The sequence below is a fragment of the Algoriphagus lacus genome, from assembly GCF_003583985.1.
Taxonomy (GTDB): domain Bacteria; phylum Bacteroidota; class Bacteroidia; order Cytophagales; family Cyclobacteriaceae; genus Algoriphagus; species Algoriphagus lacus.
The window spans coordinates 18,687-42,183 of sequence record NZ_QXML01000001.1; the positions used below are offsets into that span (position 1 = coordinate 18,687).

The 23,497-nt window shown below is 42.7% G+C and carries 21 protein-coding genes; 7 read left to right on the forward strand and 14 right to left on the reverse strand.

The window, feature by feature from the left end; genetic code table 11:
• Positions 1–99 precede the first annotated feature (99 nt).
• Both D0X99_RS00080 and D0X99_RS00085 read right to left on the reverse strand, forming a co-directional pair.
• Positions 100–504 (reverse strand): DUF4890 domain-containing protein, encoded by a 405-nt coding sequence (locus tag D0X99_RS00080; RefSeq protein WP_119475614.1) that lies wholly within the window; start codon positions 502–504, stop codon positions 100–102.
• 88 nt (positions 505–592) lie between these two features.
• Entirely contained in the window at positions 593–1,930 is a 1,338-nt protein-coding gene (locus D0X99_RS00085) for an NAD(P)/FAD-dependent oxidoreductase (protein WP_119475615.1), read from the reverse strand.
• Positions 1,931–2,073: 143 nt separating this feature from the next.
• Between D0X99_RS00085 and D0X99_RS00090 the strand changes: the two genes are divergently transcribed.
• Both D0X99_RS00090 and yjjX read left to right on the forward strand, forming a co-directional pair.
• Entirely contained in the window at positions 2,074–2,781 is a 708-nt protein-coding gene (locus D0X99_RS00090) for a YebC/PmpR family DNA-binding transcriptional regulator (RefSeq protein WP_119475616.1), read from the forward strand.
• Positions 2,782–2,801: 20 nt separating this feature from the next.
• Positions 2,802–3,368 carry an inosine/xanthosine triphosphatase gene (gene yjjX / locus D0X99_RS00095; protein ID WP_119475617.1) on the forward strand — a complete coding sequence of 189 codons (567 nt, stop codon included), beginning with the start codon at positions 2,802–2,804 and terminating at the stop codon, positions 3,366–3,368.
• Between the two features lie 200 nt (positions 3,369–3,568).
• Here the strand turns inward: yjjX and D0X99_RS00100 are convergent, their stop codons facing one another.
• Positions 3,569–4,555 (reverse strand): NTPase, encoded by a 987-nt coding sequence (locus D0X99_RS00100; protein ID WP_119475618.1) that lies wholly within the window; start codon positions 4,553–4,555, stop codon positions 3,569–3,571.
• Between the two features lie 54 nt (positions 4,556–4,609).
• Between D0X99_RS00100 and D0X99_RS00105 the strand changes: the two genes are divergently transcribed.
• Complete coding sequence (locus tag D0X99_RS00105; protein ID WP_317133419.1) at positions 4,610–5,572, forward strand: M28 family peptidase; 963 nt, start codon at positions 4,610–4,612, stop codon at positions 5,570–5,572.
• 45 nt (positions 5,573–5,617) lie between these two features.
• Positions 5,618–7,396 carry a chloride channel protein gene (locus tag D0X99_RS00110; RefSeq protein ID WP_119475619.1) on the forward strand — a complete coding sequence of 593 codons (1,779 nt, stop codon included), beginning with the start codon at positions 5,618–5,620 and terminating at the stop codon, positions 7,394–7,396.
• 420 nt (positions 7,397–7,816) lie between these two features.
• On the opposite strand, the gene mtgA is transcribed toward D0X99_RS00110, so the two are convergent.
• From mtgA to D0X99_RS00125, 3 genes are all read right to left on the reverse strand, one after another.
• A complete protein-coding gene (mtgA, locus tag D0X99_RS00115) occupies positions 7,817–8,512 on the reverse strand; it encodes a monofunctional biosynthetic peptidoglycan transglycosylase (RefSeq protein WP_119475620.1) in 696 nt (231 codons plus the stop codon).
• A 126-nt stretch (positions 8,513–8,638) separates the two neighbouring features.
• Entirely contained in the window at positions 8,639–10,594 is a 1,956-nt protein-coding gene (locus D0X99_RS00120) for a DUF3857 domain-containing protein (protein WP_119475621.1), read from the reverse strand.
• Positions 10,587–12,380 carry a transglutaminase-like domain-containing protein gene (locus D0X99_RS00125; RefSeq protein WP_158587662.1) on the reverse strand — a complete coding sequence of 598 codons (1,794 nt, stop codon included), beginning with the start codon at positions 12,378–12,380 and terminating at the stop codon, positions 10,587–10,589. Before D0X99_RS00125 ends, D0X99_RS00120 begins: the two co-directional genes overlap by 8 nt.
• A gap of 265 nt (positions 12,381–12,645) precedes the next feature.
• Between D0X99_RS00125 and D0X99_RS00130 the strand changes: the two genes are divergently transcribed.
• Positions 12,646–13,110 (forward strand): MaoC family dehydratase, encoded by a 465-nt coding sequence (locus D0X99_RS00130; protein WP_119475623.1) that lies wholly within the window; start codon positions 12,646–12,648, stop codon positions 13,108–13,110.
• Here D0X99_RS00130 and D0X99_RS00135 read toward each other — a convergent pair whose 3' ends face one another.
• The 6 genes from D0X99_RS00135 to D0X99_RS00160 form a co-directional block, all read right to left on the reverse strand.
• Complete coding sequence (locus tag D0X99_RS00135; RefSeq protein WP_119475624.1) at positions 13,111–13,836, reverse strand: tRNA threonylcarbamoyladenosine dehydratase; 726 nt, start codon at positions 13,834–13,836, stop codon at positions 13,111–13,113. It abuts the gene before it with no gap.
• Positions 13,833–14,480, reverse strand: coding sequence for a TatD family hydrolase (locus D0X99_RS00140; RefSeq protein ID WP_119475625.1), 648 nt, complete (start codon positions 14,478–14,480; stop codon positions 13,833–13,835). The genes D0X99_RS00135 and D0X99_RS00140 overlap by 4 nt, the downstream gene beginning before the upstream one ends.
• 105 nt (positions 14,481–14,585) lie before the next feature.
• On the reverse strand, positions 14,586–17,021 hold the full coding sequence (locus D0X99_RS00145) for a TonB-dependent receptor domain-containing protein (RefSeq protein WP_119475626.1): 2,436 nt from the start codon (positions 17,019–17,021) through the stop codon (positions 14,586–14,588).
• Between the two features lie 210 nt (positions 17,022–17,231).
• On the reverse strand, positions 17,232–17,834 hold the full coding sequence (locus tag D0X99_RS00150) for a superoxide dismutase (RefSeq protein WP_119475627.1): 603 nt from the start codon (positions 17,832–17,834) through the stop codon (positions 17,232–17,234).
• Positions 17,835–17,938: 104 nt separating this feature from the next.
• Positions 17,939–18,382, reverse strand: coding sequence for a nucleoside deaminase (locus D0X99_RS00155; protein ID WP_119475628.1), 444 nt, complete (start codon positions 18,380–18,382; stop codon positions 17,939–17,941).
• A gap of 9 nt (positions 18,383–18,391) precedes the next feature.
• Positions 18,392–19,528, reverse strand: a complete 1,137-nt coding sequence (locus D0X99_RS00160; RefSeq protein WP_119475629.1) for a hypothetical protein — start codon at positions 19,526–19,528, stop codon at positions 18,392–18,394.
• Between the two features lie 240 nt (positions 19,529–19,768).
• Here D0X99_RS00160 and D0X99_RS00165 point away from each other — a divergent pair, with 240 nt between their 5' ends.
• The gene (locus tag D0X99_RS00165; protein ID WP_119475630.1) at positions 19,769–20,878 is read left to right on the forward strand and encodes a Na/Pi symporter; all 1,110 of its coding nucleotides are present in this window, start codon (positions 19,769–19,771) and stop codon (positions 20,876–20,878) included.
• Here the strand turns inward: D0X99_RS00165 and deoC are convergent.
• Positions 20,875–21,540, reverse strand: coding sequence for a deoxyribose-phosphate aldolase (gene deoC, locus D0X99_RS00170; RefSeq protein WP_119475631.1), 666 nt, complete (start codon positions 21,538–21,540; stop codon positions 20,875–20,877). The two genes, D0X99_RS00165 and deoC, sit on opposite strands and share 4 nt — an antisense overlap.
• Before the next feature lie 8 nt (positions 21,541–21,548).
• The gene (locus D0X99_RS00175) at positions 21,549–22,757 is read right to left on the reverse strand and encodes an NAD(P)-dependent oxidoreductase (RefSeq protein ID WP_119475632.1); all 1,209 of its coding nucleotides are present in this window, start codon (positions 22,755–22,757) and stop codon (positions 21,549–21,551) included.
• Between the two features lie 150 nt (positions 22,758–22,907).
• Between D0X99_RS00175 and D0X99_RS00180 the strand changes: the two genes are divergently transcribed.
• Positions 22,908–23,489: a methyltransferase family protein gene (locus tag D0X99_RS00180; protein WP_233553638.1), complete on the forward strand. Its 582-nt coding sequence runs from the start codon at positions 22,908–22,910 to the stop codon at positions 23,487–23,489.
• The last annotated feature ends 8 nt before the right edge of the window (positions 23,490–23,497 follow it).

The window sequence follows — 23,497 nt, forward strand, 5'->3', positions numbered from 1 at the left end:
ATCCCCAGTGGGAATGCCCTGACATGCCAATAGTACCCTGTTTAGTTGACTGACCTGCGATATAGAAAGCCACCCAAAAGGTGGCTTTCTTCATTTGGTTTAGTTTCGTCCTTTGCCGTGATGCGGCATAGGTCCTCGATCATGTATTTCTCCTCCAGGTCTTCTTTGCTCACGCCTCTCCAGTTTAATTTCCTCCCACTTCTTTCTTTGCTCCTCCGTCAAGACCTCTTTGATTTTTTCCTCCTGAACTTTCATTTCTTCCATTCTGGCCTTTCTTTCTGCCATTTCTTTTTCCATTTGAGCTTGTCTCTTTTGAGCATTTTCAAGATTGATAGCCAAGACCTTTGCCTTTTGATCTTCTGAAAGTTCGAGTTCTGTGGCCATTCGTTCGGTCATTTTTTTTGCTCGTTCTTCAGGATTCGGCAATTCTCTTTTTTCCTGCTGTGCAGCTACATTCAAACTGGTAAACACCACTAGAGCTGCACCCATCATCCACTTTTTCATAGTTGTTTTGGTTTTGTTTCAGGATTTAGACTTGACAAAAACAACCGGGTTTAATCCACTCCTACTTTGAGGAGTAAATTAACCTAAATTAAGAGCTCTTTTCTTCGATCAACTCTTTACGCTCTGAGGCTCGCACATACTTCGGTTTGATCAAAAGGCGCAGACTTGGATCAAAGCTGAGGTAATTCCATGACCAATTAAGAAAAATGAACAATTTGTTTTTTACCCCAAGGATTGCCATCAAGTGAACTATCAGCCAGGTAAGCCATGCCAATAGTCCCTGAAATTTGAAAAAAGGCAAATCCACCACCGCCAACTTTTTCCCCACAGTTGCCATAGACCCAAGATCTTTATATTTAAATGGGACCAATTGTTCACCTTTGATCAGGCGGAACAAGTTTTTCGATAGATTTCGAGCCTGTTGAATTGCAACTTGTGCCACTTGGGGATGACCTTTTGGGAACTCACCTCCAGGCAAAATACACTGATCTCCTAAAACATACACACCCTCAGACCCAATGAGTTGGTTAAATTCATTTACCAACATACGCCCATTGCCTGCATATTGACTTGCGTCAAACCCTTCTATGCGATTTGGTTTTATTCCGGCAGCCCAAAGTAAGGTTTGAGTTTCGATTGGCTCTTTGCCTTCAAGGGAAACTACTTTTCCATCGTAGTCCAGCACCCTAGTAGCTAAAAAAACTTCTACTCCCAGTTTTTGAAGGTAATCCAGCGCATGACTTTGGGCTTGTTCTGACATAGCGGCAAGCAACTTGGGCCCTGCCTCAATCAGGACCACCTTCATGTTTTTAAAACTCAATTCGGGATAATCCTTTGGGAAAACATTATTTCTCAATTCAGCCATAGCACCAGCCAGTTCCACTCCCGTAGGTCCTCCACCCACTATTACCATATTCATCAGCGATTTGCGATCCTCCATTTTTGGAATATTGATAGCCCTCTCGTAGTTGGAAATGATTTTATTGCGTATGTAGAGAGCTTCGGAAACCGTCTTCATCGGAGTAGAAAAATACTCGATGTTTTTTGCTCCGAAATAGTTGGTATCAGCTCCCATGGCCAACACCAGAAAATCATAATCGATATAGCCAATATCTGTGTAAAGCCGTTTAGCATTTGTGTCGACACCCTCCGCTTCGGCCATTCTAAAGCTGACATTGGGGACTCCATGGAAAATTTTGCGAAGCGGAAAAGAAATGGCACTTGGCTCCAATCCAGCAGTAGCAACCTGATAAAAGAGCGGCTGAAATTGGTGGAAATTGTTTTTATCCAGAAGAATGATCTGAAATGCGCTTTTTCGAAGCCCCAAAGCAAGTTTGAGTCCTGCAAAACCACCTCCGACAATGACAACTTTTGGAAGATCTAGTCTTGGGAGATTGGGAATCGGTTGAAGATTGGAGTAGTTCATTGGAATATCAATAAAGAGAATACGAAACAAAGAGGTCCTAAAGACACAGGTATCAAGAAAAATTACTCCCTTTAGAGAAAAAGAACAGAGGTTCTTCTAAGTAAAAAGATTTGCTATTTTTGCCCACCTAATCAAGCAAATCCATGGGAAGAGCATTTGAATTCCGAAAAGAGAGAAAGTTTAAGCGATGGGACAAGATGTCCAAGGTTTTTACCAGACTGGGTAAAGAAATCGTGATGGCTGTCAAAGCTGGCGGACCAGACGCCAACACCAATACCAAACTCCGCACGGTTATTCAAAATGCTAAGGGTGCTCAAATGCCTAAAGACCGCATCGAGGCGGCGATCAAAAGGGCTTCCAATAAAGATGAAAAAGATTACGAAGAAGTAGTTTATGAAGGCTATGGCCCTTTTGGAATTGCAATCATCGTAGAAACTTCCACTGACAATACCAATCGCACTGTAGCAAACATCCGATCCTATTTCACCAAAGCCGGTGGAGCCTTGGGAACTTCGGGATCGGTAAGTTTTATGTTTGATCGTAAGGCTGTTTTCAGATTTGCAAAAGCAAATTATGATTTGGAAGAGCTTGAGCTGGAGTTGATCGACTACGGACTGACTGAAATTGCGGAAAATGAAGGGGAGATATTCGCCTACACTGAATTCGAGGATTTCGGAACCATGCAAAAAGCACTGGAGGACCGTGGAATTGAAGTCATATCAGCTGATTTTCAACGTTTCCCAACAACTTTGACCGAACTCACTGAAGAACAGGAGGAAATCATCAACAAATTGATCGACCGTCTGGAAGAAGACGATGATGTAAACCAAGTATTTACCAATATGGCCTAGGCTTAAGCCAGGCCTTTTTTATGAGTTTTAAGAGACGAGAAAATTTCCAACCTTCCGATAAGCTTCTTGTGCTGGTTGGAAGTAAAAATCCGGTAAAAATTTCCTGCACCGAAGATGCATTCACCCGTGCATTTAACAAAAGCTTCCTTGTTGAAGGAATCAATGCCTCCTCCGGTGTTCCCGAACAGCCTGTGGGAAATCGGGAAACGTTGCTTGGAGCCAAAAATCGAGCCTTTAATTCCCGCGAAATTTTCCCTGAAGCAAATTATTGGGTTGGGATCGAAGGAGGAGTCGATGAGGATGAAAAAGGTATGTTTGCCTTCGCCTGGATTTTCATTGTAGATAAAATGGGGAAAACCAGCCAATCGAAAACAGGTACATTTTATATTCCGACTGCCGTAGCATCCTTGGTAAGTGAAGGAATGGAGTTGGGAAAGGCAGACGACTCGGTATTTAATAAAGACAATTCCAAACAGCAAGGTGGGTCGGTCGGAATTTTAACTCACGGAGTAGTGGACCGAACTGAATATTACCGGCAAGCTATCATTCTTGCTCTTATTCCATTTCTCAATGAAAATCTTTATTAGAAATAACTGATTCTTAGAAAAATTAAGGAAACCTTCTTTTAATTAAAAAAAATAAAGAGAAATTGGATTTACTAAAAATTATTTCTTCTTTTATGAAAATAAGCATTTCGCATACAAAAAACATCACTTAATATCTTTGAAGTAAAAGTTGTTTATATTACCCCAACCTTGGATCAAGTAAAAAACCTCCTCCGGGAGGTTTATTTTTTTAGATTATTTAAAAAGTTGGAAAGTGCTATTCTCCAGTCTGAATCAGCGTCCCACTCCGGCCCGATATACAGTTCATCTCTCACTAGAAGTTTGATGTAATATTTTACTACTGTTTTAGCACCTTCTTCACCCCCTATAGGCTCCAGACCCATACTGGCCATAAGATCAGCTTGTCTACCCTCTACTTTTATCAGTAGAAACTGAACCCTGTCTCTTACCAATTGCTCATTCGTTTTGGCCTCAGTGAGCCATTCTATTTGATGAGGATAAAGACTTTCGACAATTGCCTGAATCTGGGTTTTTTGAGCATTTTGTTCTGCAAGAATGGCCTCTGCGGATTTGCCGAGCAGATCATATCGGAAATAGCTTAGAAATCCAGTTTCTGCAGAGGAGCCCTCCAAAGGAATTCCCAACTTGAATACTTCCAGGTTGAGGGGATTTCGGGGAAGAAATTTTTGTTCGGATTGGGCAGTTTCCTGCGTACTTATTTGAGGAAATTCCGCGACATCAATGACCAACAGATTCATGGATCTTGTGGTTTTCGCCGATTCTGCCAGCTGAGCTCCCGCTTCATCCCAATCTTTTCCAGTGATGCCATACAATGCCTTGGAGGATATGATTTTTCCGTCTCCGCTAAAAGGCCCTACGTGGATACTTAGACTCTCCTTTTTTCGGGTCACCAGAATGATGTTTTTGACTTGCCTTTGTGCAAAGGCCTTTGCAAAATCAGCCTGTCTTGCTTCAGAAAGTGCCACTTGTTCCAATTCAAAATAGGCAACCGGATCAGCTCCTGCCTCCACAAGGTGAACATGAACACTATCCGCCAATTCCTTCCAAGTCAACACCGGTCTTGCACCAGGATCAGTTGATACCACAACCACCGATTTCCCATCAAAAAAACTTTCGGGAAGACCTCCCTGACCAAAAGCAAATCCAAAAGAACCCAAAAAAAGAAGGGCACTGCTGATATATTTCATCAATTTCAAATGTGGTGACGTCAAGCCTAGTATTTTTACGAATATACACAACGAATGATGGATCACCAGATGCAGTTCTCTTTCAAAAAAATCCTCTTTTTTCTAGTCACTTTAGTTTTGACCAGTCAATGTTTTGCCCAAAGTATTGATGCTGAAAAACTTTTAAAACACATTGAGTACCTTTCTTCGGACCAACTCGCAGGCAGAAAGCCACTTAGTGAAGGAAATCTTAAGGCACGTGAGTACATCTTGGATGAAATCACCTCGTTCAGCAACGTGCAGGCACTTTACCCTGATTTCATCCAGCGCTTCTCTTTTGTAAACCGTCGTGAAAACAGGACTTATGAAGATGCTGCCAATTTGGTTGCTTTCATTCCGGGAAGTAAATCAAGAAAGGTAATCGTGGTTACTGCTCATTACGATCACGTAGGGATAGGAAGACCAGATGCAAAAGGTGATTCGATCTTCAATGGCGCCGATGATAACGCTTCAGGAACAGCTGCACTACTTGTTTTAGCTGAATACTTTTCCAAAAATCGTCCCCAACATTGCATGATGTTTGTCGCCTTGGATGCAGAAGAAATGGGACTTCAAGGGGCAAAGGCACTAGTGGATGATTTCCCTTACCCATTGGAGCAGATACTTCTCAATGTAAATCTTGACATGCTCTCAAGAAGTGATAAAAATGAACTTTATGCTTCAGGAACCTATCATAACCCTCAATTCAAGGCGATCTTGGAGCAAGCTTCGAGTGGGTCAGATCCGGTCCTTCGCCTAGGCCATGATATACCTGGTACAGGAAAGGAAGATTGGACAAAGTCCTCCGATCATGGAGCGTTTTTTGAAAAAAAGGTCCCTCATCTTTATTTCGGAGTGGAAGATCACATTGATTACCACAAACCATCCGATGAGTTTGAAAACATTAATCCCGCGTTTTACATCAAGGCAGTTAATCTGGTTTTGACTTGTATTCTGAAATTGGACAGCGAATTGATGGAAGAGTCGAGTGGCAAATAATTTATCTTAATCCCAGCTTTGGTTTTTTATCAAAATTGATTCGATTTGGCAAAGAATGATTTGATCACGAGTTTTTTGATCTGGAGGCTTAGGCATTTGAGCAATCAGTCTTTCATACTGATTCTGAGCGGGCTTATAGGAATATTTTCAGGATTTGCAGCGGTAATCCTAAAAGAATCTGTTCAGTTCATTCAGGAGTTTCTAACTGATGATTTTTACACCGAGTATGCCAATTTCATGTATATCCTATATCCGTTGGTTGGGATATCGGCAGCCTATCTAGTAGGCCGCTACCTGCTCAAAGACTATGGTGGACATGGTATCCCGGATGTACTGTTTAATATTTCAAAAAAATCCAGTCTCATTCCCAAAGTAAAAATTTACAGCAGGATAATTACTTCAGCCTTAACAGTAGGATTCGGGGGTTCAGTTGGGCTTGAAGCTCCTATGGTAATGACAGGATCGGCCATTGGATCAAACGTTGGCCTGCTCATGCATCTCAATGCGAAAAAGCGAACTCTTCTGATCGGATGTGGAGCTGCGGGAGCAATCTCAGCAATATTCGGTGCGCCTATCGGAGCGGTGATATTTGCAATCGAGGTAATCCTGTTGGAAATCAGCACAGCAAGTTTCATCCCCCTATTGATTGCCTCTGTGACAGGTTCTATTACTTCAATGATTCTAATCGGAGAAGAGTCCCTTTTCAATTTCGACCTGAAGGAGACATTTCTGGCTGCACACATGCCTTATTATTTATTGTTAGGGATGATTTGCGGTGTGGTTTCACTTTACTTCAGCCGAATGGTAAGACGAACTGAGCGAATCATGGTGGATTTGGGAGATCAGTACATGAGGATCCTGTACGGCGGGGCATTTCTGGGATTTATGGTTTTCTTTTTCCCTCCCATTTATGGTGAAGGGTATGGAACTTTGAATACCCTGATCGAAGGAAACTCTGCTCAAATCCTGGATAAAAGTCCTTTTTTCTCCGTAATAGAAAATCCTGCCATGATCTTGGTTTTTCTAACATTGATCGTCCTGATCAAACCAATTGCATCAGCAGTTACTATTGGGGCAGGGGGAAGCGGAGGGATTTTTGCGCCCTCACTTTATGTAGGAGGCATTGTGGGATTTCTTTTTGCCTATTCCAAAAACATGCTTGGCTTTCATATCCCGTTACCGATTGCCCATTTTACTTTGGTGGCTATGTGCGGATTGATGGCCGGAGTCCAGCATGCCCCACTATCTGCGATATTTTTGATTGCCGAAATTACCGGAGGATATGAACTTTTTGTCCCCCTGATGTTCGTGTCGGCTATTTCTTTTATTACCACTACTTATTTTCAAAAGGACAGTCTGTACAAGCTTCAGTTGAAAGACCAAGGAAAACAACTTCCTGAAACCAAGGATCAGGAACTTTTGGACACGATAGACATCTCCCAGGTTATTGAGAGGGATTTATTGCCTATCCACCCGGATGCTAAATTGAAAAACCTGATTGATCTGGTGAAAATATCAAAACGAAATATTTTTCCAGTAATTGACGAGAATCAAACTCTCAGGGGAATTATCACACTGGATGATTTCAGGCATATCATGTTTGATTCCGAAAAGCAAGAAACAGTCTTGGTGCGTCAACTGATGCATAGTCCCCCAGAAATCCTATTGGCTACTGAAAATATGCAATCTGCCATGGAAAAATTTGAGCGATCCGGTGCTTGGAACCTTCCTGTAGTCGAAAATGGAAAGTACTTGGGATTCGTCTCTAAGTCCAGAATATTCAATGCCTATCGGAAAAGATTGATCAAGCAAAAGCATGATTGAGGCCATTTTAGAATAAAATTTGGAATTTGAAATTATCCACGGTTTCGCATTTTTTTTCAGTTGATTTTGTTGCAGTTAGCTAAAATTATCCACAAAACCAGTCTAGCTTTAGTAGTGTTAAATCCTTGTTTATCAATTATTTATACTTAATAAATTTAGAAGTGTGGATAAATAAATGAAAATGTGGATAAATTTTTCTTGCGTTTTTTAATCCTCAATTGCTGCAAATCAAGGGCCTTTTTCAGTTTATCGGAACAATTCCAACAATCTTAAAATTCACTGATCAAAATCATAAATTTTAAAACAAAATTTGGATTTAGCGAGCTGGCAGGTAGTCCTCCGGCTCAAGATCTAAGTCCAAAGAAACTCAACAAAAAAAATTCTTGGTATAGTACCATTTTAACACTCAGAATTCAAGCTTTAAATTCCAAATCCAACCGGCTCAAGGTTATTCATTTGACGCATAATCCAGCTTTGCCTTCCCCTTATGTATCCGGTTGGTCTAGCCGGAGTCCATCTCCGTGGATTAGGCAGGACAGCTGCGATCATTGCAGCCTGGCTTCGATTTAGTTTGGCGGCAGGTTTTTTATAATAGGTCTGGGCTGCTGCTTCGATTCCATAAATCCCATTTCCCATTTCAATAACATTTAAATAAACTTCCATGATGCGTTCTTTTGACCAAAGCAACTCTACCAACACCGTAAAATATGCCTCCAGACCCTTTCGAACATAACTTCTGCTCGGCCACAGAAAAACATTCTTCACTGTTTGCTGGGTAATGGTACTGGCTCCCTTGATTCGCTTGCCTTTTTTGTTGTTTTCCCAGGCTTTTTCCATGGCTTCAAAATCAAACCCTTTGTGCTCCAAAAACTTTTGGTCCTCTGCTGCCACGACCGCTTGAGGGGCATTTTTGGAAATGTGATCAATTGACTCCCAATCCTTATAAAGCCTGAGGTCTTTTTCCGGATCAAAAGCCTGCTCGACCAGTCGGATCACCATCAAAGGAGTAATCGGAACTGGAACAAATCTGTATATAATGACTAGACCGATTGAAAGTCCGAAAAACCAAAGGGCTGTCTTCCATAACAGCCTCCAAATCCAGCGAATGATCTTCATGGGTGAATTTACCGTTGCAATTACCTTTACAAATTGGTGGAAAAATACTGGATTTTCATAGCAGGGAAATCAGCAGGGGATCAATTCCACCACTTAAAATAAAAAAAAGGGCACTTGGCCCTTATTCTATGGTTTGACTACCTTTTTCAAGATAACCGGAGCACTGAGTTTGGCGGCGATTGATTCCATCAGAAACTTTAGATCACCATACCTTTGGACAGGAATCAGACTGGCCCGGATGTCCAGTTTGGCGGTTACTTTGAGGATTTCACCTAGATTTTCTACCGAATAATTGAAGCTGACAGTGGATCCCTGAATCGTAAGATTTTCATTGGTCGGATAATCATCTACTTCATATCCTGGGGGAATTTTTATGTTTGCTGTATAGACTTCACTAAAAGGATATTCAAAATCCACTGGAAACACTCTATACTCCAGCGTGAATGGATTTTTTGTGAAAGAAGAAATTCTGAGGGGATTAAACGTCAATGTCTCCATGTCCGCTGCCCCTGGCATCACCAAATCAAAAGTAGAATTGATGTAATTTTTTTCCTGAAGTAGATCTTCCACCTTAGCATTCTTTACAGTCATTGCTTCGCCTGGGGAGGTAAACATTTCGTCCAGCGATTTCTCTGCCTTTTCATAGGATTTGACTGCATGGGCGATTTTCAGACCTTCATAGAAGTGACTCCTCAGGGTATTATGGATAATTAGCTCACCTGTCTCGGAATTCAACTCTACATTGGTAAAAACCAAGTTGTTGGAAGTATGCTTAATCTCAATCGGGACCAAAGCACTTTTTCCTTTTTGAAGTAACAAACCTCCCTTGACGTGCTTGTCTATATCCACATAACCAAAAGGAGCCAATGGATCACTCAAATCAATAAACTGCTTTTTGCCATCTAACTCGGCCAGAAGGAGTATTTCGTCGAATTGATTGAGAAAGGGAAACATGACTAATTCACTCCTTCCATACCCTTTGCTTCCGATCAATACGGGATCGCAAGTGATTCCCTGTGATTTTAAAACACCCATGTAGGCCAAAATCAATTCACCGGGAGCACCTTTTTTGGATTTCAAAAGTTGATTGAGTGTCTGATCAGGATAGATCCAATCTTCCCCATCATTAATCAAATTATCTCTTAGGTAATAATAGGCCTTTTCGGCCTTTTCCTTTTGAGAACCAATGGATAGGTCAAGGTCCAGCAGTCCTTTCTCCAGAGTGTTTGTCCGATAATATCCCTTCATTGAATAATACTCAATCAAATCGTCCCCCAGCTTTTCCCAAGTATTAAGCACATCGACAAATTCACCTTGTCCCTCTCCTGCTGACTGATAGCCCGATCCCCCTGCAGACTGATAGCGCGAGAGCTGAAACTCCACCCGCTCCTGATAGTCCCGGTAGTTTTTCATGAAGGGTTCTTCTTTGAGTGAGTGTAAATTTCTCAAAGTCCATGAAAAAGTCCCATTGTTGGCGAGGTTTTCAGAATTCTGAAACAAATTGTATCCCTGACCGATCATCTTGTACTCCAATTGTGGGATCATAATAATCTGATACTTGGAAAAAAGCGTAGGAATGGATCGCTGAAAACTCCATCCATCCAAAAAGGTCAAGTTTTTATCCCCTTTTTTGTAAGTGTATTCCAAAATAGACCCAACCTGTGCGTCCGGAAAGGAAATGCGGAGCTCCCAGAACCCATCGCCTATTTCCACATCATGGATATGTTCCTTACCAATTTTGGTTTCGGTCATTCGTCCATCTACCACATTGACGAGGCTGGCCTTTACCCCTGAAATGTTTTCTACTGTATTCTCGCCTCGAAAGTAGCGGATTTTGACATCTGCAAATTCTTTCCCTGCTTCAGTCAGGATTTTGATCCGGTAGAAAAAGGTGGTTTCGAGCATTTCCCCAAAAAATCGGGAATCTCCACTAGAGGCTAGGATCACAGCAGGAGCCCCTGTTTCATAGGGCACTTCAGTAAGCGCCAGCTCATTCTCATTAATGTAGCCCATCTTGATGGATTGGGCAAAAAGAAAGGTCGGTCCTAGTAAAAAAGTCAGGAACAAAATCAGTTTATTCATTTTTAACGGTGCTTAAAGATGGTTTTATTAATGTAAGTGTATGGTCAAATTTGGAGTTGATCTCAGTGAGCAGGGAAGACTTATCGGCTTCTTCTAGGCCAGGATCGAGGCTGACCGAAAGCTCCCTGACTACCGTGATTATTTTGTCAGATTGAGAAAAAACCAATTTTCCCTGGTAACCTTTTCCTTCTATTCGAATCTCCCGACCTGACCCTCCTTCGAGTTGGAGGTCGTCAAGGAGTTGGATTTCATAAAAATCTTCCCGTATCAAAGTGTTGAAGGAAATCTGACTTTCGGTAATTCGGGCTAAAAAAGGCCTCAAAATGATTCTCTTTGAAGTAGCCTGGGTGAATCGTTGGATAATCCCTTTGTACTTGATCTCCGAAATAGGAATTGAATCTTTTCGGTCGTTTACGATTGAAAATTCCTGCACAATCAATCCAGCAACGGCGGAACTTTTGTTGAGGTAATCGCGCTTTTCCCGTTCGTTCAATTGGGAATTGACTTGCCTTGCACTCATGGCCTCATTACCATGACTTATGATTTGACTCTCAATCTGCGCCAAGCCCTGAGGATCCAAGACCAACTTGGATTTGGTGTTGACGGTATTCCAATGTGCTGAACGATAGCCAGGAGTTTTGGTCAGATATCCACCATCAGGTGTGGTCACCAAGACGTGGCGGTCACTTGTAAAATTTCCTAAAAAGCCGGGAGGATTAAGGGTCGAGGTACATTCCAGCCAAATTGGTTCGGACCGAGTCGGCACTTGAAGGATTACATGGTTGAATTGATTGGAAGGAAAATCGACTTCAATATCCTTTTGGCCTTCCCCTGCATACACAAGCGTATAATAGGAGGGAATTCCAACCACCTCCAGCATGGATTTCATCAGGGTAGTCAAGGCCTTACAATCTCCAAACTTATTCTGAACCACATCACGGGCAGTCATTGTCTGCCAGCCCCCGATTCCTAACTGAATACTTACATATCTAAAATTGCGCTGGAGGTAATCATAAAGGATCCCAATCTTTTCATAAGGATCCAAGTTTCCCTCCACCATTTGCAAGATTTGTCTTTTGAAATCCTCAGGAAGGTCTCCTCTACCTTGGTTGAGTTTATTTTGCCAAGAAGCTAATCCTGACCAATCATTCATTTCACCCTGAAATTCATTGATGGCGAATTTCACCGGAGAAAGTAGAATTTTGGGATCATTTTCCAAATCAAAGCTGGGTGTCTGCACTTCCAAATCACTTTCAGTCCAGACCACGGTAGTGTTCCCTCCCTCTTCTTTTATCTCTTTGCTACCCTTGAGATTAAGTTCTTTATATTTCAAGCCCATCTCAGTAGGAAAATTAAAAACGAGGACAGACTCTTTTACTTTCTGGTTGTGATGACGTACTGGTATCCATGAAGGATATGAGAAATTGGTCTTTCGGAGAATTTCTGATTTCACCTTGACCACAATGGGATAATGTGAGGAAGTAACTTCGAAAAATTTGTATCTATTATCCAACAAAAAATCAGTGGTTGAGGGAGCTACATCTCCCATGTCTCTTAGCTTCGCTTTTTTGATCACCTTCCCTGTCAAAGGATCGGTCATTTCCAATTCGAAGTTTTTTATTTCCTGAAGTTTATCATACATCAAAACCACCGATGCATGGTCCAATCCATCAGCACTTAAAATGGTAATCGTCTTTTCTTGTAATTCGGTTACCTGATAGTCAGCCGAAAGTGAAAAGGTGGTTTTCTGCTCTAAAAATGAATAAACCGGTACTTTCTTTGTCACGGTTGCTGTATCCTGAAACCCAAAAAGATTAATGCTTAGTAGGATTCCAAAAAGTAAATTCAAACTCATAAAAGGTCAATAACTGATGCAATAAGGTTTTAGTCTTTTAAAAATTCAAGCAATTCACTAAGAATTTTTTTATACTAAAACTAAATGCTCTTTAGACTATACAAACTGTATTTTTTCAAATGCCTAAAAAAATGACAGCTTGTAATTAATAAATAAAGGGTGCTATTTTGCTCAAAACAATCCAATCACCATTTTCATGGATCCCCTCGTCATCGGAAGTTTTGAAGATTTTGAAAAACACAATGGGCAAGAGCTAGGAGCTTCTGACTATTTTAAAATCACCCAATCTCAAATCAATCTTTTTGCAGATGCTACCTACGACCATCAGTGGATTCACATTGACCCGGATCGCGCCAAAGCAGAAGGAGCCTTTGGAAACACCATTGCCCATGGATACCTGACGCTGAGTATTGTCCCCCATCTGTGGGAACAGATCGTGCACGTACAGAACCTCAAAATGATGATCAACTATGGGATTGAATCCCTTCGCTTTGCCCAAGCAGTAGTGGTAGACAGTGAGGTAAGGCTAGTGGCCAAATTGAAAAATGTAGCCAATCTCAGAGGCACTGTAAAGGCAGAGGTGGAAGTTAAACTGGAAATCAAGGATCAAAAAAAGCCGGCATTTACCGGCGTTCTAATATTCCTTTACCACTTCCATTGATCAGGAAGCAAGCAGGTCATTGACCACCGTTGCCGCACAAGCGCATCCAAAGGCTGCCGGGAGAAATGACATCGTTCCATAGGCTGACTTCTTAAAATTACTTCCGTCAGTCAGCATCAGGCTTTCCCTTAGCACCTCCTCGGTTGAAAACACGGCCTTGAAACCACCAAAGATCTCCCGCTTTTTCAAGCGCTTTCGAAGCATGGCTGCGAGCCTGCACTGATAGGTATCTTCAAAATTTACAACCTTGATCTTAGTGGGGTCGACTTTCCCCCCAGCACCCATTGAACTTACCAACCTAAAGCCCCGGTTTTTGGCCCCTTCTATTAAGTGCATTTTGGGAGTAAAGCTGTCAATGCAGTCTACCACGTAGTCAAATTCATTTTCTGCTAAAAGCTGGGTCAGATCGTGCGGCTTGAGAAATTGCCGGATCGTGTGAATTTTTAGGTTGGGGTTGATGGCTAGAAGTCGGTCTTCCATCCATTCCGCTTTGGACTGGCCAACGTTTTTTTGAGTAGCGGGAAGTTGTCTGTTGACATTGCTGATGTCCACGGTATCTCCATCGACGATGGTCATTTCGCCCACTCCGGAGCGGCAGATAAATTCAGCGGCAAAGGAACCCACTCCTCCCAGACCGACCACCAGCACATGTTTTTGGGCAAGTTTTTCCAAACCTTCACGGCCCACAATCAACTCAGTCCGGCTCAGCCAGGCAAATTCACTCATTCGATTTTTCGTTTTGAAATGCGATTCCAGTTGGAAATGACCAGTTGCTCCAGTTCTTCCACCGAAAGGCGCAAAATTAGAGAAGCGGCCTGATAAACTGAACTGATTTCCAATCCCGAATCGTCAGTTTCCAAAAAAATCCGGTCCCGGGGACAAAGGTTAAGCCAGCCAGCTGCATTGCTTTCCTTTTTTTGGAGATGCTTTCCAAAGGAGAAAAAAACAGGATACTGCAAGAGTTGGGTCGCCAACTCCGGTTTTAGATTCCAGCCGTGCCAAATGATGGCGGGCGGATTTTTTTCGGCTTTCAGGTATTCCAAAAGCAAATCGAATCCTCTGACACAATGCAGGATCAAGGGAATTTCCAATTCTTTGGCCAAATCAGCCTGACCACGGAAAGCAGCCTTTTGAAGAGAATTATTAGGTCCTCTCAATCGATCAAATCCGCACTCTCCGATTGCCAAAAGAGCTGGGCTCTGCTGAGAAACTGACCTGATTTGGTGTAGTTTACCTTCCCAATTTTCGTCCAAAAACCAAGGATGCAAGCCCGCAGAAAAGTGCTGATCAGGGATATCCGAAAAATCAAGCGAATTAAAAATAGCTTTTTCAGTGCCTCGACGGTGCGTATGGATGTCCCACAGATTCATAAATCAAGCTTGTGCTTTTCCTCCAAAAAACAAAAACGCAATCCGAAAAAAGCCCCCAAAAAGCCAGACACTTCTTGGGGGCACAAAAAATCAGGAGGTTAAAAATTAATCCAATCGGTTACGCTCCTCAGTACTTCCGGAGTTTGATCTTACACGGAAGCTTTCACCCTTGGAGAAATTATATTTCAGCGTAAATCTCACACCCTGATTGCTTCGGTACTGACGGAAACTGGTATCGATATCCGCAAACTGGACTTTTGCATTGATAAACTGGGTACGGAATAGGTCTGTACCGTTAACTGCAATTGAAAGTTTGTCCTTCATCAAAGACTTGGTCACCCCAGCATCTACCCAACCAAAACCTCCGATGGATCCCTGACCCCAGATTTGAGGACCTAGGTACATACCCATCAACTCCAACTTAAACCCCTTGGGTAAGGTGAAATTTTGTTGAGTTCTCACCATGTAGGAAACTTGGTCTACGTCCAGGAAATTCTCACCAATTTGAGTTTGAAACTGATTGTAGGTCACCTGGAGCATGTTGGATGTGCTCCACCACTTTTTGATTTCCACTGGTACAATGGCCCGGAAATTCGCGGCACGGGTCTGATCAAAGTTGTCCGTATAGGTGGTCGTCGTACGCTCTTCCTGATCCTGCTCAAAAACCTGCATGAAGGTATCTTCCGTCACACTATACCCCAAGGTAAACTGGTAAGATCCATTTACCACGTGGTTCATTTCAAAGTTGGTAGAGTATTGAGGCTTCAGATTTGGGTTACCTTGCTCGGAAGTCAATGGATCGATGTAGTATACAAATGGATTCAACAAGCGGTAGTTAGGACGGGTGATTCGTCTGTTGGCATTATAAACGATCTGATATTTCTCACTCACTTTTTGCTGGACAAAAAAGCTTGGGAAAAGGTTGAAATAGTTCTGTTTGTTGATCTGATTCAGCGTAACTGAATTGCCTACGATGTCAGAATACTCTCCTCTCAAGCCGGCCTGATAGCTTAGCTTTTCGCTGAAAGACCCTTTCAGAGATGCGTATGCAGCCAATACATTTTCATTGTAAATAAACTGGTTGGAGTTAGGATCAGGTACAAAAGGACCTTCATCTTCCGCCCGGCTTAGGTCTAGGTCATTATCAGACTGCACCCAGCTTCCTTTTAGTCCCGCTTCCAATGTCTTTCCACCTTTGAGCATTTTTGTAAAGTCAGTTTTTGCGGTGAAAATGGTATAGTACATGTCATTCAGCGTAAGGATTTTGTCCGTAGAAGCAGATGCCTGGTCATCTCCAGACCAGTACATATTGTCCAAAAGGGAAGAGCTTTCGCTATCCATAATGGTGTAATCCACATCAGCGGAAATTTTACTTCCCAAGGTATCCAACTTGGCATCGTAATGCAGGTTGGTAAACAGTCGGTTTCTGCTTCCCTCTGCATCATTGTATGACTCGATAAAACTGTTGTAATCCTGACCCGGGTTGGTTATCACTGTACCTGAAGTACTTTTATTGATGTCGGTAGAAGCTGAAGCCTGCACATTCAAACCTATATTTTGGTTCTTATTGATCTCATAATTTGCCGAACCATTAAATGAAGGAGTCTTGTATCGGGAATTTATCCGTGAGTCTTGATTAAAATTTGAAACTCCTTCCTCCAGTGTAAAATTTCTGTTGATGGAGATATCATTGTAGACCGCGTATTCATTGTAATTGAATGTCCCGTTGGTGGAAAGCTTTCCCTTCTTCACGTTCAAGGTGAGTCCGGTATTGGGTGCAAACTGGCCATTGTACTGTCCGCCAATCTGGACGTTTCCAAATACCCCGTCCACTGAATTTTTCTTCAATTGAATATTGATCACCCCTGCAGATCCTTCCGCATCAAATCTGGAAGATGGATTATTTATCACCTCAATGCTCTTGATGTTATCTGCCGGCATTGATCTGAGGAAGTTGGCCAGATCGGTGGAACTCATGTAGGTAGGCCGATCATTGATCATTACGGTGGCACCGCTTCGACCATTCAAGTTGATATTTCCCTCCTGATCAACATAGATTCCAGGAGATCGACCGATTACATCCAAGGCATTTGACCCCTGAGCCATTACGGTACCCTCCACATTGACGATGGTTTTGTCGGGTTCAATGATAATCTCAGGACGGGAAGCTTTTACTGTGACTTCATCAAGTCCAGTCATTTCATCTGAAATGGATAAATCCCCAAAATCCTTGGAAACTCCGGGGGCCAAATCGAAAGGTTCGGAGGTGAAAGATTCATATCCGATCGAGGATACGACCAGTTTTACTTTGGCAGTTTTGGTGGACTCGATGAGAAACACGCCGTTTTCATCAGAAACAGCGCCGTCAACCAAGGCGCCGTCTTCCTGTATCAGGGCTACGTTGGCATAGGCTACTGGCTGACCTTTTTGGTCAGCAACTTTTCCTGTGATCTTGGCCACCTCCTTAGGAGCCGCAGCTAGGTTACTTATGCCAAGCAGGTACGTAAGCATGGCAAGAAAAATAAAGTTGGTCGTTTTCATTGTATAGATTGGCTTAGTCAAATTGTCTGTGCCATCCTATAGGAAAATGAAGTGCCAAGGCTGAAAATCGGTCTAAAAAGGCTAAAATGAGACTTTCCTGAATTTTCGAAAAAAAATTTGTCTCAATTCCGTACAGTATTTTATTCGGTTTAGGACAAAAAAAACCCGGACTGCTGGTCCGGGGTTTTAGATCTTAGTAAACGAATTGGCTTATTTAGCTGCTTCGAAGGACCTGCTTACCTCATCCCAATTGACCAAATTCCAGAAAGCAGCGATGTAATCAGGTCTTCGGTTTTGGTAGTGTAGGTAATAGGCATGTTCCCATACATCCAAACCTAAAATCGGAGTTCCTTTGATCTCGGCTACGTCCATTAGGGGATTATCCTGATTAGGGGTGGATGATACCGCAAGTCCATTTTCGGTAACTACCAACCAAGCCCAACCAGAGCCAAATCGGGTAGTTGCCGCTTTGTTAAAGGTCTCTTTGAATGCATCAAACGAACCGAATTTGGTATTAATGGCAGTCGCCAACTCGCCTTTTGGAGCACCTCCACCGTTTGGAGAAAGCGTTTTCCAGAAAAGGCTATGGTTCCAGTGACCTCCACCGTTATTTCTCACAGCAGTATTTGAACCCGCCACTTTCATCAAGTCTTCAAGGGATTTTCCTTCCAGATCAGTGCCAGCAATGGCATTGTTCAGGTTAGTAACATAAGCATTGTGATGCTTTCCATGATGGATTTCCATGGTGCGTGCATCGATGTGCGGCTCCAAGGCGTCAAAAGCATAAGGCAGGGCGGGAAGTGTAAAAGCCATTTTTTTAAAGATTTGGGTTAAACATTAGATTTAAAATCATATTGTAAACTACGATTTGACAACCAGTCTTCCGAAAAAAAGGTTCTGATTGAACAAAAAATGACCTATTCTCTCAGCTTTTTGAAAAAATCCAAAACCAATTGCTCGGCCTGGCCAGCCAATATCCCTGAAAACACCTTGGTCTTAGGATGAAGCATGTTGGGATTACTAGTCCGAAAGCCACGTTTGGGGTCTGAGGCCCCAAAATAAACCTCTCCGATTTGGGACCAGAACAAAGCCCCTGCGCACATAGGGCAAGGCTCCAAGGTGACGTACATTCTGCAATCAATGAGGTATTTCGCCCCCAGGCCGTTGGCAGCAGCTGTGATAGCCAGCATCTCGGCATGAGCAGTAACATCATTGAGTTTTTCGGTTTGATTGTAAGCCCTGGCGATTATTTTATTTTTGGAAACGATGACCGCACCCACAGGTATTTCACCTTCTTCAAAGGCAATCTTGGCTTGTCTCAAAGCCTCATTCATAAAATATTCGTGGGTATACAGTTCCAAGTCCGCGTGTTATTGGAAGATAGAAAAGATTTCTTCTCTTACTCCTTTATTGATAATAATTGCCAAGATCAGGGAAACCACTAAACCTGCCAAAGCCTTGAACATATCTTTTCTGGCCAGACGGAAGGCTCGCACCAACCAAGCGTTTCTTTTTTTGGCTTTCCCATGTTTTCCGATTGCGATCGCAAATTCACGACCTGCAAGCAACCCAATAAATACCCAAGTAGTACTCATCGGTACATTGTTGTACATCTTGAAATAGAACAAGATTACAGCGTAGACTAAATCCACCAGGGTGGCGGCTCGTACATCGGCCACATTGGTTTTCTCATTGATGATGTCCTGGATTTTATCCCCCTTCAAATAGAAAATAAGCCCCAATCCCAAGAAGACGAATCCGGTGTAGGCTAAAAACTCAACTGTATCCAATTGTCTTGGTAGAAATACCGCGATGTTGGCAGCATCTTGCATGATCCACACAGCCCAAAGCGTACCCGAAGTAATCCACTGCAATACCATCCAATAAGATCCTGCCTGACCCTTTAGGTAATTCCTGACAAATCGCTCCAAAACAAACCAAACAACTACTGCCAAGCCAAATGCAAGGATGTATCCAAAAAAACTCTTAGTCATCACCGACATGATCGTGCCTGCTTTGTAGGTGAAGACATTCAGAAGCAAGAAAGTGGTGGATACTGGCCACCGCATTCGCGTCATAATCAGCAGAACAATCGGGGCAGCTAACTGGAGGAAGACAAATTCTTCCGGGGCCTTTTCCAATCCCGGAGTACTGAGCAACTGAAAGGTCACGTCACCATTGAAAACAATCCAACTGTAGGTAATCGTCACAATCCAGATTATTCCGACAAACAACCACAGCCAATACCATTTACGCGCCTGATTGGAAATGATGAAGGTTCCAATGGTCTGAATACTGTCATTGGCAATAGCTGAATAGGCCGCCAATGCAAACCCAAACCACATTGCTGCATACGTATATTCTGTGATAAGCCCTGCAATGGAAATCAAAACACAGATTACTATCAGAAAAGGACGTTCACTTTTGGAAAAATCAAAAATTGAATAGGTCTTTTTGGTAAGTTTTTCCTGATTGATGTTTTGATCAATTGCTTTCTTATTGGCCATAATGAGGCTAGAGAGAGGTAGAGCCCAAAATTAAGGAAGAATAATAGCCACCGTATTAACAAATTGTTAAGTAGTTCGAAAAGCTTCTTTCAATCCCGAAAATTAGATTGGATATCGCGAAAAAATTTCAACTTTTACCCCGGATTTTTAATAAAATTCTGATTTTCACCACAGACCTATCCCGGAAAATCACGTCTTGAACTATTTTCACCCATTGATTCAGAATTAAGTTAAACAGGAATGGAAGAGCTGATCCAAGCGAAACCCCCCAAGAGCAAAATCAGAAGCTATCTGGTGGTTCTTCTTGCTTTACTCCTGTTCATCTTTGCGATTGATCTCTTGACTGTTGCCATGGGCCGGCTGAACAGTTCAGTTGCGACTGACATCATTCAGGCTACCCGAAATCCCTTCATCAGTTTGTTTGTTGGACTTTTGGTCACAGCCTTGATTCAAAGTAGCTCCACCGTCACCGCGAGCATAGTGGCAATAGTTGCTTCGGGAAACATGACTTTGCAGCAGGCAGTTCCGATGGTTTTGGGAGCTAACATTGGAACTACGCTGACCTCTTCTTTAGTGTCCTTCACCTTTATCATGAGGAATAAAGAATTTAAAAGGGCACTTTCCGCGGGAATAATTCATGATGTATTCAACATCCTGAGTGTTTTGATCCTTTTTCCCTTGGAGTTGTACTTTAACTTTTTGTCCAAAACCGCAGAAAAAATAGCACACTTCTTTTCCTCGGATAGTTCGCTGTCCGGACCATTTGAATACAATCGAATGTTTACCAGAACCATGACCGAATGGATCGTCGAAAACATCAATATCCCATTTGTATCCACATTACTCGCCATCTTCCTGGTTTTCTTTTCAATCAAAGTCCTAACCACGTCGGTTTATAATACCTTCGTTTTGGACACTTTTCAGGATGTGAACAAAATCATCTTCAAAAATACCGGGCTTTCATTTATCTACGGGGTCTTTTTCACAGCCGCCATCCAATCCAGCACCGTCACCACTTGCCTTGTTGTTCCTTTGGTTGCGAACAGAAAAGTAAGGCTGGCCAGCGCTTTTCCTTTCATCATAGGAGCGAATATCGGAACTACTATAACTGCAGTGATTGCCTCCATTTACAAAACCGAAGCCGCAATTGCCCTTGCTTTTGTGCATGTATTGTTCAATTGCATAGGTGCTTTGATTTTTCTTCCCTTTCCTGAAATCCGTCAAATTCCGGTTAAAATCGCTGAATTTATGGGAAGGACTTCAGCGAAGCATAAAGTCTTTGGATTTGCCTATATCCTACTCACATTTTTTATCATTCCCTTCCTATTGATTTATTTCAGCAGGGGTTAGGACTGGGTAGCCCTCCATGCATTCATGATGGCTTTAGCCGAACTGGTACCGATCCGGTCAGCACCGGCTTTGATTAAGTCTACCGCAAAATCAAGTGTTTTGATCCCTCCGCTTGCTTTGATGCCAATGGCCGATGGGAGCGTTTTCCGCATCAGTTCAATATCCTCGACTTTTGCTCCGGAAGATGCGTAGCCAGTGGATGTCTTGACATAATCAGCTCCAGCATCCTGACAAATGAGGCAGGCCTCACGGATTTGCTCAGAGGTCAGGTAGGCAGTTTCGATGATTACTTTCAGAATTCGCTCTTCCTCGTGGCAGATTTTTGCAATCTGGGCAATTTCGATTTTGGGCCAATTCATCCCTGAGTGAAAAGCAGTCTGGGACCAAACCAGGTCCAATTCGTCTGCTCCCTGTTTGATGGCCTCTTTAGTTTCAGCGACTTTTGTGGCTGTGTCTTCAAAGCCAAATGGAAAACCGATCACAGTCACAACCTGAATATCCTGGTCCATTAGGTCCCGCTTTGTTTTCTTAACCCAAAATGGTGGTACACAAACCCCGACAAACTGCTCTTCGATGGCATCTGCAATCAGCTGATCCACATCTTTGTCCGTCATGGTTGGACGAAGCACTGTAGATTCCAAAAATCGGTTCAGGTTTTTCATTTTCAATACTATTCCTCAGAATAAACAAAGTCCCTCAAATACATAAATTCCAAAGTCAAGTCTCCTTCCCGAGCTACGGTCGCCCGCTCCAGAATTGGCGCATTCTCTTCCAACAAGGCAGGAATGACCCATTTTTCAAGCTGCCTCCCAAATTCCATACTGGATTCTCGGGGAAGTTCACAAGGCAAATTATCGATAGCCATTACCGAGATGCTGGTTTGACTTCCAAAAGCAGCCAGTTCTTTCCCACTATCCCGGTCAATATCATAAACTGGATCTATGATTGTTGAAGCCCGGAGTGTGGTTGGTATAGATCCTCCGATATCGCAAGTCACATCTGCAATCACTGACAGCGCAAAATCGGGAGATTTGATATCCTCCAGCTTAAACAATCTCGGAGCTCCCGGATTCCAATATGCTCCGGCGATTAGCATCTCTCCTGCCTCGGCAAATTTGAGAAAGTGACTTTCGTATTTTTCAGGATGGGAATAGAACTCCTCCCGATCATAGCCTCCATCGGCCTTTCTTCGATTGTAATCGGAGGAACTTAAGACGGTAAAAACAGGCTCTTCGAAATACAAATGCAAAAATTCATGCGTGTCGACTTCGGGAATTTGCAAGGCTTCCAAAATTTCTCTGATTCCTTTTCCAACCCGACCGGCTCCGCTTACCACAATTTTGATTGGAGGAAGCTGAACTTTCTTAAGCTCAAGTTTAAGCTCCGCCAAATCCCTGCACTCTGATGCCCGCTTGAGATCGTAAAGCGCAGTCTTTTTCCCATAAGTCCAAAAGGCATTATACGCCCCTACTATCCCTGCCCAGCGACCAAAGGCTACCACCCGTTCTCCCTTTTCATCTTTGAGGACTTCATAATCAATGAGGCGGATATTTTTGTCCAAAATCGCCCGAAGGAGCTTTTTGTTATATGCCTGCTTCTTGATGGTATGGGAAAAAAAGAAGTAGGTTTTATCCGGTATTAATTGGATAACCGGCACTTCCTTCACTCCAAAAAGTACATCAGCTACCGAAATATCTTCGACTACGTCAATTCCTGCCATCCGATACTCCTCATCCGAAAAACTGCGAATAGGGCTGGATTCAACTACGAATGAAATCAGCTCCCGGTATTGCTCCTGTAAGGATTTGAGCTGATCTGGGGAAAAAGGCGTGCGCTTGTCAGGAGGGTTTTTTCCTTCGCGGATTATTCCGATTTTCATGTGTTTATAATTTTCTTTTATAGGCCACATGGAATCTCGCTTGGTATTCCGATACTTATCGGGGTATACCTGTATGTAACTCGCGTCATGCTCGATTTCATAAAAATTCTAAAGTACCGGGTTTAGTTCTGGCAAATGACATATCTCCTAATGGTCCTCAGTTGGGGCCTATTTTACTCCCTACACTCAGCACTTGCTGCTTCCAAGTTAAAAAGAATTTTGAAGGCGAAATGGCCCTCCGCTTACAAATGGTATAGATTGTTTTACGCTGTTCTTTCTACTCTGCTTTTCATGGGAATTATCATACAAGCACTGGTAATGCCCGTAAAAGAAGTGTTTTTCCCTAGCAAGTTTGGACAATACGCAGGATATATGATTGCCACAGGGGGAGTGATGATATTTTTGAAATCGATCAAAGAAATTTCGATGAAATCATTCCTTGGTCTAAGGCCCAATGAGCAATTTGAGGAGGAACCCAAGTTAGTCACAACAGGAATGTATACTCAGGTAAGACATCCTCTTTATCTCGGGATGCTTTTTATTTTTATTGGGTTTTTCCTGGTTTCTGGGACTGTAGGCGCTTTGATCCATCTGATCTGCCTTCTTGTCTACTTGCCTCTTGGGATATACTTTGAGGAAAAAAATCTCATCGCTCAGTTTGGAGAAAGTTACCTCGAATATCAAAAGGAGGTCCCGGCATTTTTCCCTAAAATCCACAAAAAAAGGGCCTAAGCCCTATT